Raw genomic sequence first — 21,812 nt, forward strand, 5'->3', positions numbered from 1 at the left:
TGCACTGGAGTTGGGAACAGATCTCCTCCGGAACCGCCATACCCTGACAACGAGCCCACACCTGTAAAGCAGCACCTTGATTCTTTACGGCTTCAATGCGTGCGGCACCGCTGCCAGGATGCGCCGGGCAGGACCGCGCCGATCGCGTTCACCAGGCCGGTGTGCGCGTCGGAGACGACCAGCTGGACGCCGGACAGGCCGCGGGCGGTCAGGGAGCGCAGGAAGGCGAGCCAGCCCGCACCGTCCTCGGCCGTGGCGACGTCGATCCCGAGGATCTCGCGGTGTCCGTCGGCGTTGACGCCGACTGCGATCAGAGCGTGGACGTTGATGATGCGGCCGCCCTCGCGGACCTTCTGGGTCAGCGCGTCCACCCAGACGAACGTGTAGGGCCCGGCATCGAGCGGCCGGTTGCGGAACGCGGTGACCTGATCGTCCAGATGCTTGGCCATCGCGCTGACCTGGGACTTCGACAGCTGGGTGACGCCGAGGGATTCGGCGAGCTTCTCGACGCGGCGGGTGGACACACCAAGGAGGTAGGCGGTGGCGACCACCGAGATGAGGGCCTGCTCGGCCCGCCGGCGGCGTTCCAGGAGCCAGTGCGGGAAGTAACTGCCCTGACGCAGCTTGGGGACGGCGAGTTCGACGGTCCCTGCGCGGGTGTCCCACTCGCGCGGGCGATAACCGTTGCGGTGGTTGACGCGTTCCTCGCTGACCTGCCCGTATTCGGCATTGCAGAGGGCATCGGCCTCCGCGGACATGAGCGCGTCGGCGAACGTCTTGACCATCGCGCGCAGCAGATCGGGACTCGCCGCGGCGAGGTTGTCCTCGGCGAGGGCGTGCAGGGGCAGACTGTCTGGTGCGGTCATCGTGCTGATCTCCTTCGAGCCTAGACATCTCGAAGATCAGCCGGTGGCCGTTCTCATATCCGGACCCTCACTCCGACGCCGGGACAAACACCCGGATCAGGTGGGAACCGGTACACCACTTCCAGGGACGCAACCCACGACGCCGATCTCTACCAAGAACGGAACACCGTCGAGCGCCTGATCAACAAGCTGAAGGCCTGGCGGGGCATCGCGACTCGATACGACAAGAGACCCGAGAGCTACCTTGCGGGCCTCCACCTCTGTGCCTCGTTGATCTGGATCAACGACCTCCTCAAGGCAACTGGTTGATCACGACATCACACAGGCCCTAGGTCGGTCGGAGAGGCACGTCACATGGTCGGTTTCGCTTGTCCGCCGCGGAGCGGCGGTCACCGCTCAGGCCGATGGAACACCGCGAGCGGCCCGTACTCCGTCGGCTTCGCGGCGGCGAACTCAGGGTGGGCGGACAGGCGATCCCACTGGATCCCGATGGTATCCGGCCAGGCGGTCAGTTGCTCCCCGGACCCGACCAAGATGAGATCCCAGTCCTGTCCGCCGGATGTGCCGATGCGGTCAATGACGAATCCTAGGCAGTGCGCCGCGTGATGGTCGAGCGTTCGTTTCAGCGCGGCGATGGCTTCATCGCGATCGGCTTCGGGGACGTCGGCGATACGGAAGGTGAACCTCTGGGTTGACGGATCAATGCGTCGCACATTGGCTGCGAGGGACTGGTCGTAACCCATCCAGCACTGGAACTCGATTTCGCGGTACTTGCCGCTGGCCAGGGACGCCGCCAGTACGTCGGGACCGCCCATGAGCGGCTCTTTCCTGCCTTCCTCAGTCTCGCGGAAGCCGAAGACAGCATCCGTGAGCGGATGCGCGACCGAGAGGCCCGCTGCTCCGAGCTGCGTGACCAGCGCCTGGCTCCATGGGCTGGTCAAAGCCGGCAAGTACCACGCGACGAACGGCCTCAGCACAGAGCGCGAGGTGGCGGTGTTGGCCGAGGCGTCCCGGTCGAAGTACTCGTTGAAGATTTCGAGGGCCTGCTCGTGGGACAGGGCAGGACTTGTGTAGTCGTTGGCTCGGATGTGGTCGACGAACTCGGCGGGAAGAGCGAGGTGATGGTTACGTACGTAGTGGGCGAGCTCGACGGGCCACAACCACGTTCCGTCCGTGACCAGCGATCCGGCACCGGAGATCCATTCATCGCCGGTGATGACGTCCCGCTCGGCCCCCATGGTGGAGTAGATCTCGGTGGACGATTCCAGGTACGCGATGACCCGGTCCTCGTCCCACTCACCCGTGGGCCTGACCGCATCGCGGAGCGAAGGGACGGAAGCCGACCGGTCGCCGTGGCCGCCGAGCTCCCGGAAGAAGCCCACCCGCTTGATCATCGTCTCTCCAGTCGAACCGTGGGCCTCAGTGGTGTACAGGCAGGTAGATGCGCCAGTAGCCATTGTTGCCGATCGTGGGGGTCTGGTTGAGGCCCAGGTCGGGCGAGGTGCCGACCTTGTCCGTGGGTGCGTACACCGGTGCACCCAGCTCATTGGCCACGGACTGAGCGAGTGGCAGCTCCGGCGGCTTCGCGTCAGCACCGGAATGGCATGAGATGAGACGTACCGGCCCGCCGTGGTAGTTGGGGTTGCTGCGAATCGCGTCCACGATGTTATTGGGATGCACCTCGAAGTCGGTCAGCGTCTTGCCCGCCATGTTGACGCGCCCGGGTAGGAACACACCCTCGTTCGTGCCGTGGACGACCACGTCGTGAACACCTGGCATCCGGCCGACACGCTGCAGATTGTTGAGCGTGCGCTGGTCGTAGCCGATCGTGGTGGTGCTCTTCCCGAAGTAGACAGGATCACCCGATATGAGCTCGTAGTCTCCCGGCTTCGTCGGAGGTACCGGAACCTTCGAGTCCTCACTGCGCAAGAGGTTCCAGGTGCGGGACTTGCCCATCTGGTCGAGGGCAGCACTGTTCAAGCGCAGCGAGTCACCGAAGACCGCACTGATGCCACCGTTCTCGACGGCGACCTGCGCCGTGCTTCCCGCCCCACCGAGGAGGCCGCCGGTGAGTGCGCCGTACACCCCGGCCTGCCGGGCCTCGTCGAGGTTGATGCCGGTCTTCTGCTCGCCCAGGGCGATGGCGGTGGGCTGGGCGACGGCCAGGTCCACGGTGATGGACTCCACCCCGCCGAAGGCGGCCGTGGCCAGGGTGGTGCCGGCGATCGCGGCGACCTCCTCGGTCACCGCCACACCCAAAGAGGCCGCGAGTTCGGTCACGCCGGCCGCCGCGGCCGCCGCAGCGCCCTCGGACATGCCGGCGGTGAAGACCGCCAGGGCGGTGCCCGCGACGAGCGTCGCGCCGACGATCTCCAGCTCGTGTTCGAGGTGTTTCATCGCGCCGTGTACCGCGTCGGCGTAGGAGTCCAGCGCCTTGGCCATGTCCCGTGCCGCATCGGCCAGGTCCTTCAGCCAGCCGCGGCCGCCGTCGTAGTAACGGCGCCAGAACACATCGAAGGCGTCGATCGACTCGCCCTTGTTGTCCTCGATCAGCGCACGGGCGGCCTTGTTCGCGGCGGCCGTGATGCCGTCGACGTCGTCGGCGAAGGCCCGCCATACCCCGGCCGCCTCCCGAAGTCCGTCCTCGTCTGCGGCGGGCCACCACATGCCCGTCAGGTCCTGGACGACCTTGCGGGCCTTGTCCGCGACGCTCACGTGCCGTCACCCGTGGCGTCGTGGCCGAACATGCCCCGGATGCGTTCCTCGTTGTCGATGTGCTTGTCAGCCATGTCCACCAGGCCCGCATGGATGCTGGCCAGGCCGTCGACGAGGATCTGCGCGGAGTGCTCGATCCGCGTGACGTGCGGGGCGTACGCCGTCTGGAACTTCTGGCCCTGCTCGTCGTCACCCCACGGGGCGCCCGCCGCGGCCAAGCCCTGCTTCAGCGTGGTCAGCGCGTGTGCGAGGGCGACGCTTTCGCGGTGGAAGGCGGGTGCCGCCGTCTTGATGTCGTCGACCTTGATGTCGAGTATCTCGTCCTTGCCGCCCATGAGTTGGCGTCTCCCCCTCCGTCGACTGCCCGGGCATTCGACCCTAGCCGCCGGTTGGTGGTTGGCGACTGTGAGTCACGCAAAGCAGAGGCAAAGATCCGTTCGATAGACGTGAGTTCGCTCACGAGCCCGTACCGCGTTGGGGATGAGCGGACTGAACGATGACGACGCCGAAGCGATTCCAGATGTCCTTCGACGACAGCCCCAACGCCTTCGCGGTGACCGGACCACCCGCCTCCTGGCCCCGGACGACAGTAGGCGCTGGTCGAAACGCGGGAGCCAGGCGGGGGAAAGCGCCGCCGTGTAGTTCGATGAGATGGGCGACGGCTCGTTCCACACTGCCGATGATGCTGCGGTGGGCCATGACCGGGCGGTGTTTGGCGCCGTCCGCGCCGAATGTCGATAAGGATTCCTGAAGGTCCCCAGAACCGCCTGCGCTCCAACTTGGTTGCGCAGTGACGTACTTGCCACCGGAGCCTGGGAGATATGGCCGGTAACGAGTCACGGTGATGCTGGCCGCCTCGTACCCCCGGCGGATCATCTTTGGCGCCGCCTGCGCCTCCGCTGCGACCTGGTCCCAGCTGCCGATACGCTCCGCGCCACGCGGCTACTGGTCAGCCCAGGCCGGGCAGACTCCGCAGTTCCGAGACGCGGAGCAGGCGGGCCAGCAGCACGAACAGCACCAGCATCGTGACACCGCCGCCAGCCAGCGCCAGCACAGAGCCGACGACCGGAGCAGCGACGGCACCGGAACAGATGCGCGCCACCGCCCAGCCGACGGCGCTGGCGACGTCCGCCGCAGCCGTGAGTTTCCCGTACGTACCCACGAGCCGCTTGCCGTCCAGGTGGCCCTCCAAACGGCGGCGCAGCTTGAGCCCGGTGACGAGCAGGCCGCCGGCGTAGGACGCTGCATAGGCGGCTGCCATGCCGATGACGGCCCAGCGCGGGGGCAGGAAGAGGTGGCAGCCAGTGGCCAGGATGATGTCGAGGCCGGAGATCCAGACCGCCATCCAGAAGGGGGTGCGGGTGTCCTCGAACGCGTAGAAGCCGCGCAGCAGCAGGTACTGGGCGGAGAAGGGGACCAGGCCGAGTGCGAAGGCCTGCAGCATTTGGCCGAGTGGCTGTGCCGAGGCCGCTCCGCTGCTGCTGTAGGAGAACATCACCGTGGCGATCTGCGGTCCGAAGGCCAGGAAGAAGAAGGCGGCCGGGACGATCGCCACGCCGGTCACCCGCAGGCCCCGCGACAGGTCTTCGCGGACGTCGCCCAGGCGATGCTCGGCCACCGCTCGGCTCATCCGCGGCAGCATCGCGGTGACCACCGAGACCGTGATGATGCCCTGCGGGAGCATCCAGATGTTCTGCGCGAAGAAGTAGGTGCTGTTGCCCGTGCCAGCCTTGGGCGCGACCGCGTCTACCGCGTTGGCGTAGCGCGTCACCACTGTCAGGGCGACCTGGTTGACCCCCACGAACAGCAGGGTCCAGCGCGCTGCGGCCACGCTCTTGCCCAGGCCCGTGCCGCGCCAGTCAAAGCGCGGGCGCCACCTGAACCCTGTTTCTGCGAGGTAGGGGATCAGGCAGACCGCCTGCAGGGCGATCCCGATCGTGGTGCCGATCCCCAGCAGCCGCACCTCGGCCGGTGTCACGGACGCGGCGTCACCGGGAGCCGGCACGAGCCACCGGTACAGGCCGAACATGGTGATCAGCACGATGTTGTTCAGGACCGGCGTCCACATCATCGCCCCGAACCTGCCGCGGGCGTTGAGAACCTGGCCCAGCATGAAGAAGAGCCCGTAGAAGAAGATCTGCGGCAACAGGAACCGGGCGAAGGCCACCGTCAACTCGAACAGCTGGTGGTTGCCCGGCGTGTCCGGCATGTAGAGGCCCACGATCCACGGAGCGAGCACCACGCCGACGACGGTCCCGACCGCAAGCACGCTCAGCACCAAGGTGACCAACCGCTGCTCGTGGGCCTGACCGCCATCAGCATGCTCGGTACGCGCCCGGACAAGCTGCGGCACAAGCACCGAGTTCAGCGCACCACCGATCAACAGCGTGTAGAGACTGGTGGGTCTGCTGCAGGTTCGGGTGACCATTGACCTGCCCCATGGTTTGGGTTCCAGCTGAGGTGGCTAACTGGCGGCGGGGATGGTGTCTTGTTCGGAGAGTAGTTCGTACTCGATCGGGGTGCGGTAGCCCAGTGCTGAGTGGCGCCGCTGTCGGTTGTGGAAGACCTCGATGTACTCGAACATCGCAAGCCAGTCGGTTGAGCAACAGTGCCCTCGATCTCCGGCAGCGTTCGGCCCAGACCGGGCTGCCAGCGCACTGGGACTTCGATCTCGTGCCTGGGGAACCCCTCGACGAGGAGTGGCAGGAAGCGTGGCCGTCGTGTGACAGCACGCTGCCTGGCCAGTTCGTGATCGCTCCTGCCTACCTCCCTGCCTACCTCGTAGCCGAGCAAGTCTTCAGCCGACAGCGGGTCTGTACTGGCTTGTCCATCCCGGGTTGATGCCGCCGCCCCGACGATGATGCACACCCGTCTTTGCACGGTCCCGTCCTAGACGAGCCGGGCCATGGCGTATGCGCCAGTCAGACGCACCGGGCCCGATCGGGTCCAAGCTGTTCGGCGGCGGTATCAGTGGCCGCCGAGCACATCGGGCGCCGGGCACCGTCGGTGGTCCTGGTGACGCAGCACGATCGCGAGCTCTCGTGCTGCAGCAGCCGCTGCGAGCAGGGAGCTGGCTCTCTCGGCCCAGATGCGGGCACGGTCCGCGGTGAGCCGGGAGTTGAGGCGAAGTGCCTGCAAGGGCCGCTGTCGTTGTCCTCGCGCGGCCCCAGGAACCTCTGGGTGGAACCCGCCGATCCTGGCCACAAGTCCGGCGGCGGCATCAACAACAAGAAGGACCCGGTGGAGACGGAGCTGCATACCGCGGTCTGCGACGGCAAGGTCACCCTCGCCGCCGCCCAGCAGGCCATCGCCATCGACTGGACCACCGCCCTGTCCAAGCTGGGCTTGAACTGAGCCGCCCGGGCAGGTACCGGCACGGACGCTCCCGCGGTCGTCGGTGCCCGCTCCGGGACGCTGCCTGTCGGATCGAGCCGAATCCCAAGCGCGTCGACACGGCCGCTTCCTGAAGAGACTGCGCGCCTGCGGGGGATATGGCACCGTGACGCGAGCCTGGCCTGTCACTCCCCCCGTCGTGATGGGCCAGGCTTCGTTCAGCAGGCGAGACGAGCAAGGAGGTCTCGGTTCCCCCGAGCTTCCAGGTCACTGGCCGGGACCGTGCTGAAGAGATGACGGACGGCTAGCAGCCCACGCCGGGGTCGGCCGTGGTTGTGCTGTCTCCTGCCGTGGGTCAGGAGTAGTTCCAGCGTCACCTGCTTCCGTTGGGTGCGCAGGTGATGCTCGTACCGCTCGCGTCGGTCGTGGATGCTCCGTGGTCGCTGTTGCGGCAGAACTCGCCGGCGGAATAGCAGTTCCCCGCGTTGGAGATGACCGAACAGGTACCCGAAGCACTCTGACCACCGCTACCACTACCGCTGTCGTGGCTCCCCGAACCGGAACCGCTGTCGGCGGCGGCCTGCGCGGTGTCGGTCACCTTCACCTGGACCGTCTTGGTCACCGTCGGCGCCGGCGCAGGCTTCGCGGTGGCTGTCGCTGTGGCCGTTGCGTGCTGTCCCCCCTGCCCCCTACACGCGCGCGGCGGCCGATTCCGGTACGGCGGCGGACTCGTGCACACGCTGGACGTCGACCTTGGTCACCGCCAGGTAGGCGACCACCAGAACGATCAGGGCAAGCAGGACCAAAGCCACCGGCCCGTCGCCGAGACCGAGACCTCCGACGGAGCGAGGCTTGCCCAGGCCGTCGGCGATCGACGCGCCGAGCGGACGGGTGATCACGTAGGCGGCCCAGAAACAGAACACCGGATTCCAGCGCAGCCAGCGGTATCCCACCGCCGGAATGATGATCAGCACCGCGAACAAGGCCGCAGAGGCGAAGTAGCCCAGGTGCAGGGTGAAGGCGGTGAAGTCGCCCAGCGCGGTGCCCGTGGCAAAGGTGGCGACGACGGTCGCCCAGTAGAAGGCCTCACGGCGGAGGGAGTCGATGCTGTGGATCGACAATGTGCCCTCGGTTCGCCGCCAAAGCCAGAACACGGCCAGCAGCAGCACTGCGTACAGCGCGCTCGAGAGGGTGTAGGGCACGCCGAGGGCCACATGCATCACGTCGGCGGCCATCGTCCCGAAGATGCCGACCATGGCGACGGCGAACCAGTACGTCCACGCCCGGTAGCGGGCCTGGCGGAACTGGACCACAAGCGCGACGACAAAGGCTACAAACCCAAGCACCACAGCGAGCTGCGGCACCATGGCCTGAACGAGATAGTCCGAGGCCCCCTCTCCCAGCGCCGTCGACAACCCCTTGGCTATCCAGAAGGCGGTGACGATTCCGGGTACGCGAACCGCACCTTGGAAGCCACCTGCGGCAGTGTCGCCCAAACGAGCATGACGAGCTATCGAATTCACCCAGGCACCCTACACGGATCAAGACCACGCTCGTCTACACACTTGTAGACCACTTACTCTGTTCGTGCGGAACGACGCCCCGCGCGGGCCGGGCCGGCACGTACGTACCCTCGGCCGCCGTCCGGCAGCGACCTCTTCCGCGGGGTGGGCCAAGACCTCCGGCCCGCCCTGCCGGACACCTCGATGGCCGCCCGGTCCTCTGCGCAGGCGCAAGGCCCGCTCCACACTCCGACCAGCGAGGACGCCGGGCCGTAGTACTCCGGTACCACCTGTCCGGCAGTGTTCAGTCCCCTGGTACGACCGGATTGGGGAGATCGCGGTCTTAGCGTGAGGGAGGAGGCGTCGGGCGTGCCGGACGCCGGAGTCCGAAAGAGAGAACGCCAATGATCGAGGCTCAGCAGCTCACCAAGAGGTACGGGGAGAAGACCGCCGTCGACGGTCTGGACTTCACCGTGAAACCGGGTACGGTGACCGGATTCCTCGGCCCCAACGGAGCGGGCAAGTCCACGACGATGCGCATGATCGTCGGGCTGGACGCGCCCACGGGCGGCTCCGTCACGGTGAACGGTCACCGCTACGCCCGTCACCAGGCGCCGCTGCAGGAGGTCGGGGCGCTGCTGGAGGCGAAGTCGATCCACCCGGGCCGCTCGGCCTACAACCACCTCCGGGCGCTCGCACTGACCCACGGCATTCCGCGCCGCCGGGTCGACGAGGTCGTCGAACTCGCCGGTCTTCGCAGCGTCGCGAAGAAGCGGGCCGGTGCCTTCTCCCTCGGCATGGGCCAGCGGCTCGGCATCGCGGCGGCCCTGCTCGGCGATCCGCAGACGGTGATGCTCGATGAGCCGGTCAACGGACTGGACCCCGAGGGCGTCCTGTGGATCCGGAACCTGCTCACCTCCCTCGCGGCCGAGGGGCGCACGGTGTTCGTCTCCTCGCATCTGATGAGCGAGGTGTCACTGGTGGCCGATCACCTGATCATCGTCGGACGTGGCCGGCTGCTGGCCGACACGACCGTGCAGGACCTGGTTCGCCAGGCGGGCGGCGACACGGTGACGGTGGCGACGAACGATCCCGCGCGACTGCGGGACGTGCTGGTCGCGCCGGGCGTGGAGATCACCGGCCGTGTCGGCACGGAGGAACTGCAGGTGACCGGGGTGTCCGCCCGTGAGATAGGGCTGAAGGCGGCCGAGCATGGGATCCCCCTGTTCGAGCTGAGCACGAAGGCGGTGTCGCTGGAGGAGGCATTCATGGAACTGACCAGGGACGCCGTGGAGTACCACGGCGCCACGACCGGCACCAAGACCTTCGGGAGCGCGGCATGAGCACCCTCACCGCAACACCCGAGTCCGCCACGGCGGCTCCGGCCCGCCCCGCCTACCGGGTGACCGGCCGGCGTGTACTGGCCTCGGAATGGGCCAAGCTCTGGTCCCTGCGCTCCACCTGGATCACCCTCGGCCTGGGCGTGCTGTTCCTCGTGGCCTTCGGCGTCATCGCCGCGAGCCACTACAAGTCCAATCTCGACTCCGGCCGGCACATGGACCGCGACTTCGCCACCGCGACGGCCGTGAGCCTGTCCCTGTTCGGTACGAACTTCGCGCAGTTGGCCCTCGGTGTGCTCGGCGTGCTGGTCACGGCGGGCGAGTACTCCACGGGCATGATCCGCTCGACCCTCGCGGCCGTGCCGCGCCGGCTGCCCGTGCTGTGGTCCAAGGGGGCGGTGTACGGCCTGGTCGCGCTGGTGGTCGCCACCGTCGGCGCGTTCGTCGCCTTCCTCGTCGGCAGTCAGATCGTGTCCGGCACGCCCGCCGCCATGGGCCTCGGTCACGCCGGCGTCGTACGCAGCCTGCTGGGCGCCGGGCTCTACCTGGGCCTGGTCGGTGTGATCGGCGCCGCTTTGGGCATGCTGCTGCGGTCGGTGGCCGGCGGCATCTCGGTCCTGGTCGCCGCCCTCATGCTGGTGCCCGGGCTGGTCTCGCTGCTGCCCACCTCATGGCAGGGCGACATCGACCCCTACCTGCCGAGCCACGCGGGGGAGTCGATCTTCGCACTGACCCATGGCTCCACCGCCCTCTCGCCGTCCGCCGGGCTGCTGGTCTTCCTCGGCTGGACGGCACTGGCGCTGGCGGGGGCGGCGTACCGGCTGCTGCGCAGCGACGTCTGAGCAGCAGGCTCCCGCATCATGGACGGGTGGATTCCGTGACCAACGATGATCTCAGCGGGATGGGTCCGCTGGTCGCCCGGCTCGGCCGGGTCGGCCAGCGGCTCCGGCACGCCGACCAGACCCGTCCGTGGGTGCTGGACGCCGCTGTGGTGGTGCTGGTCTTCCTGATGTTCTGCCTGCCGGACCTCCTGCATGGAGTCCATGGGGACGGTGACGGCCCGCGCCGCTTCCGCCTTGCGTTCGCCCACCTGCCCACGGTCGGCACGGTGGCCCTACAGGCGGGGCTGGTGCTCCCCCTCCTGTGGCGGCGGCGGGCGCCCGCCGTGGCCTTCGGTGCCGTCACGGCCGTGTTCGTCCTCCAGTGGTCCCTGGACGCCGCGCTCCGGGCGGATGTCGCCCTCTTCGTCGCCCTCTACAGCCTGGCCCTGCACGGGCGGCTGCGGCATCTGCCGTGGGCCTGTGCGGTCACGGCGGGTGCGCTGGGGCTGGTCGGGGCCCGGGTCGCGACCGCGGTGTCGGTCTGGGACGCGCTCTTCTTCCTGCTCAGCACGGCGACCGCGGCCCTCGCCCTCGGCCTGATGATCCGTATCCGGCGCGCTCAGTTGGCCGGGCTGCGGGACCGCGCGGCCCGACTGGAGATCGAACGCGACCAGCGGGGCAGGCTTGCCGTCGCGGCCGAGCGGACGCGGGTGGCGCGCGAGATGCACGACATCGTCGGCCACAACCTGTCCGTCATCATCACCCTCGCCGACGCGGGAGTCTATGCCGACGACGCCGCCCCGCAGCGGGGCAAGGAGGCGCTGCACCTCATCGGAGATACCAGCCGTCAGGCCCTGAGCGAACTGCGCCGGGTGCTCGGCGTACTGCGCGAGGCAGACGGCCCCCCGACCGAGCCGGAACTGAGCCCGCAGCCCGGTCTCAGGGACATCGACGCGCTGTGCGAGGGGGTCCGCGCCGCGGGCCTGGAGGTCGTCTACCGCACGGCCGGTGACGTCGACGCCCTGGACAATGGGGTGCAGTTGACGGTCTACCGCATCGTGCAGGAGGCCCTGACGAACACCCTCAAGCATGCCGGCGTGGGCGCTCGTGCGAATCTGGCGATCGTCGTGGAGGACACACGGCTGACCATCACCGTCCAGGACTCCGGCCCACCCGCACCGGCCGACCGTCCCGGCACGGCGAACGAGGAAGGGCACGGCCTGGTGGGCATGCGGGAGAGAGCGGCGCTCTACGGCGGACACATCAGTGTGGGTCCCCAGGGCCCGGGCTGGACGGTGCGCGCCGCCCTCGACCTCGCCCCTCAGGAGGGTGCCCGGTGACCACCGTGCTCATCGTGGACGACCAGCCGCTTCAGCGGTACGGCTTTCGCATGCTTCTGGACTCCGTACCGGAGACGGATGTGGTCGGGGAGGCGGCACACGGAGCCGAAGCCGTGCGCAAGACCGCGGAATTTCGCCCGGACGTCGTCCTCATGGACGTACGCATGCCAGGCATGGACGGCATCGAAGCAACGCGCCGCATCGTCGCCGCCGGCGACCGCTCCCGCGTCCTGGTCCTGACCACTTTCGACATCGACGAGTACGTCTACGCGGCCCTGCGCGCCGGAGCCAGCGGCTTCCTCCTCAAGGACGCCCGCCCCGAGGAACTCCTCGCCGGCATCCGCGCTGTCGCCGTCGGCGACGCGGTGATCGCCCCCGCCCTCACCCGCCGCCTGCTGAACGAGTTCGCCCGTCTCGTACCGCCAGGCGGCGGCTCCGCCGAAGATCCGAGCCTGAGTTCCCTCACGGACCGCGAACGCGAGATCCTCGTCGCCATCGGCAAGGGCTGGTCCAACGGTGAGATCGCCACACGTTTCGTCCTGTCGGAGTCCACGGTGAAGACGCATGTCGGCCGCGTCCTGTCCAAGATCGGCGCCCGCGACCGCATCCAGGCCGTGATCTTTGCCTACGACCACGGCCTGGCCCGGCCTCGCCCGGACTGAGCTAAGACGTGTTTGAGGTGTTGGGGTGTTGTGCCGGTTGATGGGCGGAGCGCAAGTGGTGGGATGAGAGCATGGGCTGTCGATTTGGCCTGATCTAAAGTGAGTGATCACGACTGCAGCTGAGCTTGTGTCGGCTTACCTGTCGGCGCTGGAGCGGGCGGATGCCGAGGCGGTGCTGGAGTTGTTCGCGCCTGGAGCGATGGTGCACTCTCCGCTGTACGACCCTCGACCGGCCGCGGAGTTCTGTCCCGAGCTCTTCGCCGATACCAGCCGCGCGGGCCTGACTCTGCTGGGGGTGGCGGAGGGCCGGACCCAGCAGGGGGCCGCGCTGATCTCGTTCTGGTTCCACTTTGACTGGCGCCTGCCGTCCGGAGCTGCCGCGCCGTTTGACGTGGCGGACCTGGCTGAGCTCGCCGAGGATGGCCGTATTGCCACGCTGCGCATCGTGTACGACACCGTTGACGTGCGTCCGGCGTTCGAACGCGAGACCGGCAGTTCGTGGCGGCCCACCACAGATCAGAGCTGACGGGCTGCTGTCCACCCTGGCCGTGAAACGATCTTCAGGTGTCTCGGGGCGATCTGACGGATACACAGTGGGAGTGGCTGGAAGCCGTGTTGCCGCCGATACCGAAGATGGTGCGGGTACCGATTATTACGTCCGGGCTGGTCAGGCGGCATGTGTGTACTGGTGGAGGAGGCCGCCGAGTCGGTCGTGTCGACGGATGTCAAGGCGGTCGAGGCGGTCCGGGCCGGTGATTGGGTGGGGGAGTGGCTCCAGGGGAGCTGCGCTGTGCAGGGTGCGGTGAGGTCGATGCTGGTTGTAGACCGACTGGAACTCGCGGAGCGCGTGGAGCAGGTGGGGCTGGTTCCAGATGAGGGTGCGGTCGAGGAGTTCGTGGCGGCAGGTGTGCACCCAGCGCTCCATGATTGAGTTCATGCGGGGTACGCGGATGCCGGTGGTGACGACCTCAATGCCCTCGGCCTCAAAGACGGCATCGAACGTGCGGGTGAACTTGCTGTCGCGGTCCCTGATCAGGTACCGGGCGGTGGCGCCGGCATCCCGGAGGTCCATGACCAAGTTCCTTGCGGCCTGGGCGACCCAGTCCGCGGTGGGGTGGGCGGTCGCGCCGAGGATGCGGATACAGCGGTTGGCGTGCTTGATGACGGCGAAGACATAAAGGGTTGGTCCGTTAATGGGGAGTGACGGTGAAGAAGTCGCAGGCCAGGATCGGACCACGCACCCTGATCGCAAGCAAGTGAGGAGCCCCAACGGCCATGCCGGGAGTACGTGTTGTCATCGTCACGGGCGGTGGTTCCGGCATCGGTGCGGCGACCGCCCGATTGCTGCGGGCCGAAGGCCACCATGTGGTCATCGGTGGGCGGCGGCCCGAGCCGCTACGGCAGTTGGCCGACGAGACCGGCGCTCTGGCGTACCCCGCCGATCTCGCGGACCCGACCGCGGTTCAGGACTTGGTTGAAACCACGGTCTCCCACTACGGCAGGCTCGACGGACTGGTCCTCAACGCGGGCATCGGACGCGGCGGCGCGGTGGGAGACCTCTCGGACGAGACCTGGGACGAGGTGATCCGCACCAACCTGACCGGCCCGTTCCTGATGCTGCGCGCCGCTCTGGCGCACCTGTTGAAGGCCCGTGGCTCGGTCGTCGCGGTCTCCTCCGTCTCCGCGCTACGCGCCGGGAAGGGCAACGCCGCTTACGCCACCTCCAAGGCCGCCCTCCTCCAGCTCTGCCGTTCGGTGGCCGTCGACTACGGGAGCCAGGGGCTGCGGGCCAACACCGTGTGCCCCACCTGGGTGCGTACTGAGATGGCCGACCGGCGCATGGTCCGGTTCGCGGAGGAGTCGGGACTGGGCGGCGGGGTCGAGGAGGCGTACCAAGAGGCCACGAAACTGGTGCCCACTGGGCGTCCGGGCGACCCGTCCGAGGTCGCCGAGGCGATCAGCTGGTTGCTGTCGCCCGCCGCGTCCTTCGTCAACGGTGCGGTGCTCACCGTGGACGGCGGGATCACCGCCCTCGACCCGGGAACGGTGCCGTTCGACTTCCGCCTGGAAAGCCGCGACGGCGATCATTGACGACGGGTGTCGTCATATGGGGAGGCCCAGCTCTGTTAGGCGCATGGGCGACAAGCCGGTCGATGACCATGTCGGCCGCGTCCTTCGGCAGGCCATGTTGCCGTCCCCCGTTCGGACGCAACCGGAGGGCGCCTTGTCAGCGGCTTTGTGACATTCGTCCTGGGTGCCTGTCGAACCGGGAGGCGCGGGGGCCCAGCTCTGGCTCTCCATGACGAGCGGACACGACAGGACGGTTCCCCATGAACAGACGGACTTTCGGCAAGGTCCTCGGCGGGGGCACGACGAGCGCAGCGGTTGCCTCACTGGCTGGGATGCTCCGTCCCTCCTCGGCCTCGGCGGCCTCCCGAACGGGCGCGGAAGCAGCCGGGTTCGACAAGGCGCGGGGGACCCCGTCCTTCGCCGCACTGAAGCAGATCCGCGCCGGGGAGTTGAGCATCGGCTACGCCGAAGCAGGACCCGCCCACGGCCCCGCGGTGATCCTGCTGCACGGCTGGCCGTACGACATCAACAGCTACGTCGAGGTGGCACCGCTGCTGGCCACGCACGGCTACCGCGTCATCGTCCCCTACCTGCGCGGCTACGGAACGACCACCTTCCTGTCCCGCACGACGTTGCGCAACGCCGAGCAGGCGGTGTTCGCGCTGGACATCATCGCTCTGATGGACGCCCTGCGGATCGAGCGGGCCGTCCTCGGCGGCTTCGACTGGGGATCCCGCACCGCCGACATCGTCGCCGTGCTGTGGCCGGAGCGCTGCAAGGCCCTGGTCTCCGTGAGCGGCTATCTCATAACCGACCGCAAGCAGCAGCACCTACCGCTGCCCCCGGCGGCCGAGTGGGCGTGGTGGTACCAGTACTACTTCTCCACCGAGCGGGGTGAGTTGGGCCTTGCGGAGTACCGGCGCGACTTCGCCAAGCTCATCTGGCGCAACGTCTCGCCGACCTGGCACTTCAGCGACGCCGTCTTCGACCGCACCGCCCAGGCGTTCGACAACCCGGACTACGTCCACATCGTCATCCACAATTACCGCTGGCGGCTCGGGCTCGCACCGGGCGACCCGCGCTACGAGGACCTCGAGGCGAGGCTTGCCGAAGGTCCACCCATCCACGTGCCCACCGTCACGCTCGACGGTGGGCTGGACCCCTTCACCCCGCCTGACAACGGCGCGGCCTACCGCGGCAAGTTCACCGGCCCGTACGTCCACCGCACGCTGAAGGGCATCGGTCACAACGTGCCGCAGGAGGCTCCCGAGGCGTTCACCCGCGCGGTCCTGGAAGCCGACCGCATGTGACACCGTACGACCAAGAATCTCAAGCCGCTGACGGCCGTGGCGCCGTCAGGCGGTCGTTGCGGCGGCCACGAGCATGTCGAGGGAGGTCTGCCACAGGCGGGCCGCGTTCTGAGGGTCCACGGCGTGGGCGGCCACTCCCCGGCGCACACCGGTCCAGTGCGGGCCGGCCTCGTTGCAGTCCTCGAAGTACCGACCGGTCACGCCCTCGACCAACGGGGAGGCCGCGAGGAGCACCGAGGTCGCCGCACCCTGCTCGATGGTCTTCCAGGACACGTCGGTGCTGGTGGGGTCGAAGGAGGCCGGGCTGTTGGAGATGTCCCCGATGTGGCGGCCGAGCCGGGTGCTGGTGATGCGGCCCGGGTTGAGGGCGTTGACGGCGATCAGGTCTGACGCCCAGCGGCGGCCCGCCTCGACCGCGAACAGGACGTTGGCGGTCTTGGACTGGCTGTAGGCCGCCCACGGGTCGTAGGGGTGCTGCTCGAAGTTGACGTCGTCGAAGAGGACGTCGCCGTTGACGTGGCCGACCGAGCTGACGGCGACCACGCGTGCGCCGTGGGCTGCTGTCAGGGCGCCGTGCAGGCCGGTCGCGAGGGCGAAGTGGCCGAGGTGGTTGGTGGCGAACTGCATTTCCCAGCCCTCCTTCGTCCGCTGGAGCGGCGACGCCATCACGCCGGCGTTGAGGACCAGGATGTGCAGCGGCCCCCGCCATGCCTCCACGAAGGCGCGCACCGAGGTCTGGTCGGCGAGGTCGAGCATCGCGGCGCGCACCGTTCCCGGGCCATTCGCCGGGGCGATCTCCTCGGCGGCCTGTTCGCCCGCCGCCAGGTCGCGGACGCCGATGGTCACCTCGGCGCCGGCGGCGGCCAGGACACGCGCGGTCTCGCGCCCGATGCCGGAGCCTGCTCCGGTGACGATGGCACGCCGGCCACTGAGGTCGATACCGGCCAGCACCTCGGCGGCGGTCGTCTGTGCGCCGAACGGGGTCGTGATGAGGTCGTCGTTCATGAGGCTCTTCCAGAAGGACGGTGGAATGGGGCGCTGAGTGCACGGCCGATGGCGCGGAGGCAGGGGGGCCGTCGTACGCTCGTATCCGGAACTGGTTCCGGTTCGACTTCGAGAGTAAGCGGAACAGGTTCCGCTTACAAGTGCGGCAGGAAGGGAGTCGGGAGTGACCGGCCGCGAGGGGGACGCAGCACGGCCCCGCCGGGCTCTGCGCGCCGACGCGCAACGCAACGAGGACCGGCTGCTGGAAGCAGCAGCGGTCGCCTTCGCCCGGGAGGGCGCGGGCGCCTCGGTCAAGGACATCGCCCGTGCGGCCGGCGTCGGTGTCGGCACGCTCTACCGCAGGTTCCCGTCCAAGGAACTGCTGATCGAGGCGGTCTACCGGCAGGAAGTGCAGCGCCTGTGCGAGGCGGCACCGCACCTCGCGGCCGCACAGCCACCGGTGGACGCGCTGCGGACCTGGATGGAGCGCTTCATCGACTTCATGGCCGCCAAGCAGGGCATGGCCGACGCGCTGGCCGTGGTGTTGACCGACGACAGCGAGAAGCTGCACACCCGGGCCCTGCTCGCCGACGCCATCACACACCTGCTCACCGCCCTGGAGGGCCGGTCAGTGGCGCGGCCAGGGGTCGATGCCCAGGACGTGCTGATGGCCCTCGGCGGGATCAGCCTCATGGCCGCCAGCGAGGAGCGGCGCGACCTGGCCACCAGACTCATCGACCTGCTTCTGCACGGCATCGTGACGAACTGATGAGCTCGTCCTCCCGGCGATGCGCCAGTGCTGCACCGTCATCCGTCACCGGCCGCTGCAGCCGCCGTCGACGGGCAGCGCGATGCAGGTGACAAAGCCCGACTTGTCGGAGCAGAGCCAGACCACGGCGTCGGCGATCTCGCCGGCCCGGGCGAGCCGTCCCGGGGCGGGCGGCGCTGAGCGACTTCCACCGACGACGGTTCGGGTCCCCGCCGTCGCCCGTGCCCGTGCGTCAGCGGCGGCGCAGGCGCTTGTCGGTGATCGGCAGGGTGGGGTCCATGGAGAAGTCGCCCGGGTTTCTCGGCGTCGTGGCCGTGCTGGTCATCCGACGCGTCGACGAGTGAGGTCGCGCAGCCCGTCGCCCGGTAGTTAGGCTGAATTCATACCGTGGCACCGATGAGGCGTCGACCGCGATCCACCGCGATGGGCGGGGCGGGCGCCCAGGGCGGTGTTCCTGCGAACGCCCGCCCACGTCGGAACGCCGCTCTCACACCTCCATACTCCGCCGGCCCCCGGGGCTCCGACCCGCACGAGGACCGGTCGAGGTCGCACCCTGCCGAGCTGCGCGGCGAAGTTCGTGGCCGCATGTCCGCTGGGCGGGCGTGAACGTCCCCCGCCGCTCTTCGACGTGCCGGCGCCTGTGGCATGGAGCGGGCCCGCGTGATCACCCCGGCCGGAGCCGACACGGCATTCGCACAGAGGGAGATTCTCATGACCGAGAGCCACGCGCGGACCCCGGCCACCCCCAGCGTTCTGATCGATCCGCTGCGTAACCGTGGCGTGGCCTTCACCCCGGAGGAGCGGGAGGCCCTCGGCCTCACCGGGCGCCTGCCTTCCGGGGTGCTCGCACTCGAGCAGCAGACTCAGCGTGCCTACCAGCAGATGCAGGCTCAAGGCAGCGACCTGGCCAAGAACGTCTATCTGGAACAGCTCCACGACCGCAACGAGACCCTGTACTTCAGGGTCCTCGTCGAGCATCTCGTGGAGCTCCTGCCGATCGTCTACGACCCCACCGTGGGCGAGGCGATCGAGAAGTACTCCCACGAGTACCGCCGCCCGCGCGGCATCTTCCTGTCCATCGACCGGCCCGACGACATGGAGAAGGCCTTCGCCACGCTTCAGCTCGGGCCCGAGGATGTCGACTTGATCGTGTGCACGGACGCGGAGGAGATCCTGGGCATCGGTGACTGGGGTGTGGGAGGGATCCAGATCTCGGTCGGCAAGCTCGCGGTCTACACGGCGGCCGCCGGTATCGACCCGCGCCGCGTCGTTCCCGTGTCGCTGGACGTGGGCACGGACCGCAGGTCGCTGTTGGACGATCCGCTGTACCTGGGCAACCGGCACTCCCGCGTTCGTGGCGCCGACTACGACGCGTTCATCGAGAGGTACCTGGAGACGGCGTCGTCCACGTTCCCCGACGCGCTGCTGCACTTCGAGGACTTCGGTCCCAGCAACGCACGGCGGATCCTGGAGCAGTACGGCGGCCGCTACCGGATCTTCAACGACGACATGCAGGGCACCGGAGCCATCACGCTGGCCGCCGCCCTGTCCGCCGTCAAGGTCAGCGGTGTGCGGATGCGGGACCAGAAACTGGTCGTCTTCGGCGCCGGGACCGCCGGGGTGGGCATCGCCGACCAGCTGCGCGACGCGATGGTCCGCGACGGCGCGGATCCGGAGCAGGCCGCCGCACAAGTGTGGCTTATCGACAAACAGGGCCTGCTCACCCGCGACATGGACGGCCTGCGTGACTTCCAGCAGCCCTACGCCCGCGATCCGGACGAGGTCGCGGACTGGGCGAGGGACGACGGCGCGATCTCGCTGCTGGAAACGGTGCGCCGGGTCGAACCCACGATCCTGCTGGGCACTTCCACCGCGCACGGCGCCTTCACACGCGAGGTCGTCCAGTCCATGTCCGAGGGTACCGAGCGGCCGATCATCTTCCCGATCTCCAATCCCACCTCCCGGATCGAGGCCATGCCCGCCGACGTCATCGCCTGGTCCGGGGGAAAGGCGCTGGTGGCGACCGGCATCCCCGTCCCACCCGTGGAATACGACGGCGTGACCTACGAGATCGGGCAGGCCAACAACGCGCTGCTGTACCCGGGACTGGGCCTGGGCACGATCGTCTCCGGGGCGTCCCAGGTGACCTCGGGCATGTTGCTCGCGGCCGCGCAGGCCGTCGCGGACCAGGTCGACCCATCGGGGCCGGGCGCCTCCCTGCTGCCGCCCGTGGAAAACCTTCGGGAGTCCTCGGCGGTCACTGCGACCGCGGTGGTCAAGGCGGCGCTCGACGACGGCGTGGCCACCAGCAAGCCGACCGACGTCTCAGAAGCTGTCCGGGCGGCCATGTGGCAGCCGGTCTACACCGACGGAGCCGCGGCATGAACACGGAACACTCCGCGGCCGACCGGGCCGGGCGGGCCGGTCAGGACCAAGCCCCGAAGATCCTCGACATCCCCGTCGGTCTGCACGCGACCGGCACCCGGCGGGAGACCGACTCCATGGGCGCCATCGACGTCCCCGCGGATCGCTACTGGGGCGCCCAGACACAACGGTCCCTGATCCATTTCTCCATCGGGGACGACCGGATGCCCAAAGCGGTCTACCACGCCTACGGCTACGTCAAGAAGGCCGCCGCCCTCGTCAACGGGCGCGCCGGTCGGCTGCCGGCCTGGAAGGCCGACCTGATCCAGCGGGTGGCCGACGAGGTCATCGCAGGGAAACTGGACGATCACTTCCCGCTGTACGTGTGGCAGACGGGGTCGGGCACGCAGTCCAACATGAACACCAACGAAGTGATCAGCAACCGTGCCATCCAACTGGTCGGCGGGGAACTGGGCAGCAAGTCTCCGATCCATCCCAACGACCACGTCAACATGGGGCAGTCCTCCAACGACACCTTCCCCACGGCCATGCACATCGCCGCGGTCAAAGAGATCCACGAGCACCTGCTGCCCGGCGTGGGCGCCCTGCAGCAGGCCATCGAGGCCAAGGCACGGCGCTGGCATGACGTGGTGAAGATCGGCCGCACCCACCTGGAGGACGCCGTCCCGCTCACCGTGGGGCAGGAGTGGTCCGGCTACGCCCACCAGTTGCACCAAGGCATCGACCGGGCCGTCAGATCCGCCGAGGGCCTGTACGAACTCGCCATGGGCGGCACCGCCGTCGGCACCGGGCTCAACGCCCCACCCGGATTCGGTGAGCAGGTCGCCGCCGAGATCGCCGCCGCGACCGGCCACCCGTTCACCACCGCGCAGAACAAGTTCGCCGCCCAGGGCGGCCTGGACGCCGTGGTCGGCGCCTCCGCCGGGCTTCGGGCCCTGGCCGTGCCCCTGATGAAGATCGCCAACGACATCCGCTGGCTGGCCTCAGGACCCCGCTGCGGCCTCGACGAAATCGTCCTCCCGGCGAACGAGCCCGGCTCCTCGATCATGCCCGGCAAGGTCAACCCCACCCAGTGCGAGGCGATGGTCATGGTCTGCATCCAGGTGCTGTCCGAGGACGAGGCGATCGCCTTCGCCGGCACGCAGGGCAACTTCGAGCTCAACGCCATGCGGCCGGTCATCATCAACAACTTTCTGCACGCGGCCACCATCCTCGCCGACGCCTGCGCCAAGCTGCGCGAATACTGCATCGAGGGCATCCGGCTCAACCGGGACCAGATCGACCGCTACGTCGACCGCTCGCTCATGCTGGTCACCGCGCTCTCGCCCGTGATCGGCTACGACAAGGCCTCCGCGATCGCCCACAAGGCCAACGACGAGGACACCACCCTGCGCGAGGCCGCGCTGGCCTCCGGCTACATCAGCGCCGAGGACTTCGACCGCATCGTCCAACCCGCCGCCATGGTGGGCCAGACATAGGACGGCCCCGGCTCACGAACGGTGCCGCCAGGCCTGCTCCGCAGGACTACTGATAGGCCCAGACAGGAACGGGGTCCGCACCCCGCCGCACGGGGACGTGCCGGCCAGCACCGGCGCGTCCTGCTCGACGTACCCGATGGCCGACCGCAACTCCGGCAACGGCCGGTCCGTCACGTCCCTGCCGCCGACCAGCACCCGGCCGCCGGTGGCTGCCCGCATGTCTCGCATCCTCCGTGA

17 protein-coding genes and 8 pseudogenes are annotated in these 21,812 nt (G+C 68.6%); 12 read left to right on the forward strand and 13 right to left on the reverse strand.

Going from position 1 to position 21,812, the window contains the following annotated elements:
- Positions 1 to 95: 95 nt before the first annotated feature.
- Positions 96 to 866 (reverse strand): annotated as a pseudogene (locus ACFYZE_RS06745) (IS256 family transposase); the annotation flags it as partial.
- A 123-nt stretch (positions 867 to 989) separates the two neighbouring features.
- Here ACFYZE_RS06745 and ACFYZE_RS06750 point away from each other — a divergent pair.
- A pseudogene (locus ACFYZE_RS06750) lies at positions 990 to 1,175 on the forward strand (IS5/IS1182 family transposase); the annotation flags it as partial.
- 80 nt (positions 1,176 to 1,255) lie between these two features.
- Here ACFYZE_RS06750 and ACFYZE_RS06755 read toward each other — a convergent pair.
- The 6 genes and pseudogenes from ACFYZE_RS06755 to ACFYZE_RS06780 all read right to left on the reverse strand — a co-directional run.
- Positions 1,256 to 2,260, reverse strand: a complete 1,005-nt coding sequence (locus ACFYZE_RS06755) for a hypothetical protein (protein WP_388989589.1) — start codon at positions 2,258 to 2,260, stop codon at positions 1,256 to 1,258.
- 25 nt (positions 2,261 to 2,285) lie between these two features.
- Positions 2,286 to 3,581 (reverse strand): WXG100 family type VII secretion target, encoded by a 1,296-nt coding sequence (locus ACFYZE_RS06760; RefSeq protein WP_388989592.1) that lies wholly within the window; start codon positions 3,579 to 3,581, stop codon positions 2,286 to 2,288.
- The gene (locus tag ACFYZE_RS06765) at positions 3,578 to 3,916 is read right to left on the reverse strand and encodes a WXG100 family type VII secretion target (RefSeq protein WP_388989595.1); all 339 of its coding nucleotides are present in this window, start codon (positions 3,914 to 3,916) and stop codon (positions 3,578 to 3,580) included. The genes ACFYZE_RS06760 and ACFYZE_RS06765 overlap by 4 nt, the downstream gene beginning before the upstream one ends.
- 274 nt (positions 3,917 to 4,190) lie before the next feature.
- Positions 4,191 to 4,493: pseudogene (locus tag ACFYZE_RS06770) on the reverse strand (threonine--tRNA ligase); the annotation flags it as partial.
- Between the two features lie 37 nt (positions 4,494 to 4,530).
- The gene (gene murJ / locus ACFYZE_RS06775) at positions 4,531 to 6,009 is read right to left on the reverse strand and encodes a murein biosynthesis integral membrane protein MurJ (protein ID WP_388989598.1); all 1,479 of its coding nucleotides are present in this window, start codon (positions 6,007 to 6,009) and stop codon (positions 4,531 to 4,533) included.
- A 36-nt stretch (positions 6,010 to 6,045) separates the two neighbouring features.
- Positions 6,046 to 6,168, reverse strand: a pseudogene (locus ACFYZE_RS06780) (IS3 family transposase); the annotation flags it as partial.
- A gap of 578 nt (positions 6,169 to 6,746) precedes the next feature.
- Between ACFYZE_RS06780 and ACFYZE_RS06785 the strand changes: the two are divergent.
- Positions 6,747 to 6,935: pseudogene (locus ACFYZE_RS06785) on the forward strand (hypothetical protein); the annotation flags it as partial.
- A gap of 352 nt (positions 6,936 to 7,287) precedes the next feature.
- Here ACFYZE_RS06785 and ACFYZE_RS06790 read toward each other — a convergent pair.
- Together ACFYZE_RS06790 and ACFYZE_RS06795 are read right to left on the reverse strand one after the other, a co-directional pair.
- Positions 7,288 to 7,584: pseudogene (locus ACFYZE_RS06790) on the reverse strand (hypothetical protein); the annotation flags it as partial.
- Positions 7,585 to 7,603: 19 nt separating this feature from the next.
- Positions 7,604 to 8,437 carry a hypothetical protein gene (locus ACFYZE_RS06795; RefSeq protein ID WP_388989601.1) on the reverse strand — a complete coding sequence of 278 codons (834 nt, stop codon included), beginning with the start codon at positions 8,435 to 8,437 and terminating at the stop codon, positions 7,604 to 7,606.
- Positions 8,438 to 8,820: 383 nt separating this feature from the next.
- Here ACFYZE_RS06795 and ACFYZE_RS06800 point away from each other — a divergent pair, with 383 nt between their 5' ends.
- The 5 genes from ACFYZE_RS06800 (at position 8,821) to ACFYZE_RS06820 (ending at position 13,105) form a co-directional block, all read left to right on the forward strand.
- Positions 8,821 to 9,759, forward strand: coding sequence for an ATP-binding cassette domain-containing protein (locus ACFYZE_RS06800; RefSeq protein ID WP_388989603.1), 939 nt, complete (start codon positions 8,821 to 8,823; stop codon positions 9,757 to 9,759).
- The gene (locus ACFYZE_RS06805) at positions 9,756 to 10,598 is read left to right on the forward strand and encodes an ABC transporter permease (RefSeq protein WP_388989605.1); all 843 of its coding nucleotides are present in this window, start codon (positions 9,756 to 9,758) and stop codon (positions 10,596 to 10,598) included. The genes ACFYZE_RS06800 and ACFYZE_RS06805 overlap by 4 nt, the downstream gene beginning before the upstream one ends.
- 35 nt (positions 10,599 to 10,633) lie before the next feature.
- Positions 10,634 to 11,917 (forward strand): histidine kinase, encoded by a 1,284-nt coding sequence (locus ACFYZE_RS06810; protein ID WP_388989607.1) that lies wholly within the window; start codon positions 10,634 to 10,636, stop codon positions 11,915 to 11,917.
- A complete protein-coding gene (locus tag ACFYZE_RS06815) occupies positions 11,914 to 12,579 on the forward strand; it encodes a response regulator (protein WP_388989609.1) in 666 nt (221 codons plus the stop codon). The genes ACFYZE_RS06810 and ACFYZE_RS06815 overlap by 4 nt, the downstream gene beginning before the upstream one ends.
- Before the next feature lie 103 nt (positions 12,580 to 12,682).
- On the forward strand, positions 12,683 to 13,105 hold the full coding sequence (locus ACFYZE_RS06820) for a nuclear transport factor 2 family protein (protein WP_388989611.1): 423 nt from the start codon (positions 12,683 to 12,685) through the stop codon (positions 13,103 to 13,105).
- A gap of 141 nt (positions 13,106 to 13,246) precedes the next feature.
- On the opposite strand, the pseudogene ACFYZE_RS06825 reads toward ACFYZE_RS06820, so the two are convergent.
- A pseudogene (locus tag ACFYZE_RS06825) lies at positions 13,247 to 13,808 on the reverse strand (integrase core domain-containing protein); the annotation flags it as partial.
- Between the two features lie 46 nt (positions 13,809 to 13,854).
- Here ACFYZE_RS06825 and ACFYZE_RS06830 point away from each other — a divergent pair.
- Positions 13,855 to 14,670 carry an SDR family NAD(P)-dependent oxidoreductase gene (locus tag ACFYZE_RS06830; protein ID WP_388989613.1) on the forward strand — a complete coding sequence of 272 codons (816 nt, stop codon included), beginning with the start codon at positions 13,855 to 13,857 and terminating at the stop codon, positions 14,668 to 14,670.
- A gap of 239 nt (positions 14,671 to 14,909) precedes the next feature.
- Positions 14,910 to 15,959, forward strand: coding sequence for an alpha/beta fold hydrolase (locus ACFYZE_RS06835; RefSeq protein WP_388989615.1), 1,050 nt, complete (start codon positions 14,910 to 14,912; stop codon positions 15,957 to 15,959).
- A 45-nt stretch (positions 15,960 to 16,004) separates the two neighbouring features.
- Here the strand turns inward: ACFYZE_RS06835 and ACFYZE_RS06840 are convergent, their stop codons facing one another.
- Entirely contained in the window at positions 16,005 to 16,964 is a 960-nt protein-coding gene (locus tag ACFYZE_RS06840; RefSeq protein WP_388989617.1) for an SDR family NAD(P)-dependent oxidoreductase, read from the reverse strand.
- 163 nt (positions 16,965 to 17,127) lie between these two features.
- Between ACFYZE_RS06840 and ACFYZE_RS06845 the strand changes: the two genes are divergently transcribed.
- Positions 17,128 to 17,712, forward strand: coding sequence for a TetR/AcrR family transcriptional regulator (locus ACFYZE_RS06845; RefSeq protein ID WP_388989619.1), 585 nt, complete (start codon positions 17,128 to 17,130; stop codon positions 17,710 to 17,712).
- 45 nt (positions 17,713 to 17,757) lie between these two features.
- Here the strand turns inward: ACFYZE_RS06845 and ACFYZE_RS06850 are convergent.
- Positions 17,758 to 17,865: pseudogene (locus tag ACFYZE_RS06850) on the reverse strand (SDR family oxidoreductase); the annotation flags it as partial.
- A 558-nt stretch (positions 17,866 to 18,423) separates the two neighbouring features.
- On the opposite strand from ACFYZE_RS06850, the gene ACFYZE_RS06855 reads away from it, so the two are divergent.
- Positions 18,424 to 20,097 carry an NAD-dependent malic enzyme gene (locus tag ACFYZE_RS06855; protein ID WP_388989621.1) on the forward strand — a complete coding sequence of 558 codons (1,674 nt, stop codon included), beginning with the start codon at positions 18,424 to 18,426 and terminating at the stop codon, positions 20,095 to 20,097.
- Complete coding sequence (fumC, locus tag ACFYZE_RS06860; protein WP_388989623.1) at positions 20,094 to 21,575, forward strand: class II fumarate hydratase; 1,482 nt, start codon at positions 20,094 to 20,096, stop codon at positions 21,573 to 21,575. The genes ACFYZE_RS06855 and fumC overlap by 4 nt, the downstream gene beginning before the upstream one ends.
- Positions 21,576 to 21,587: 12 nt before the next feature.
- Here fumC and ACFYZE_RS06865 read toward each other — a convergent pair whose 3' ends face one another.
- Positions 21,588 to 21,794 carry a hypothetical protein gene (locus tag ACFYZE_RS06865; protein WP_388989625.1) on the reverse strand — a complete coding sequence of 69 codons (207 nt, stop codon included), beginning with the start codon at positions 21,792 to 21,794 and terminating at the stop codon, positions 21,588 to 21,590.
- Between the last annotated feature and the right edge of the window lie 18 nt (positions 21,795 to 21,812).

The sequence above is a fragment of the Streptomyces sp. NPDC001796 genome, from assembly GCF_042892355.1.
Lineage (GTDB): Bacteria > Actinomycetota > Actinomycetes > Streptomycetales > Streptomycetaceae > Streptomyces.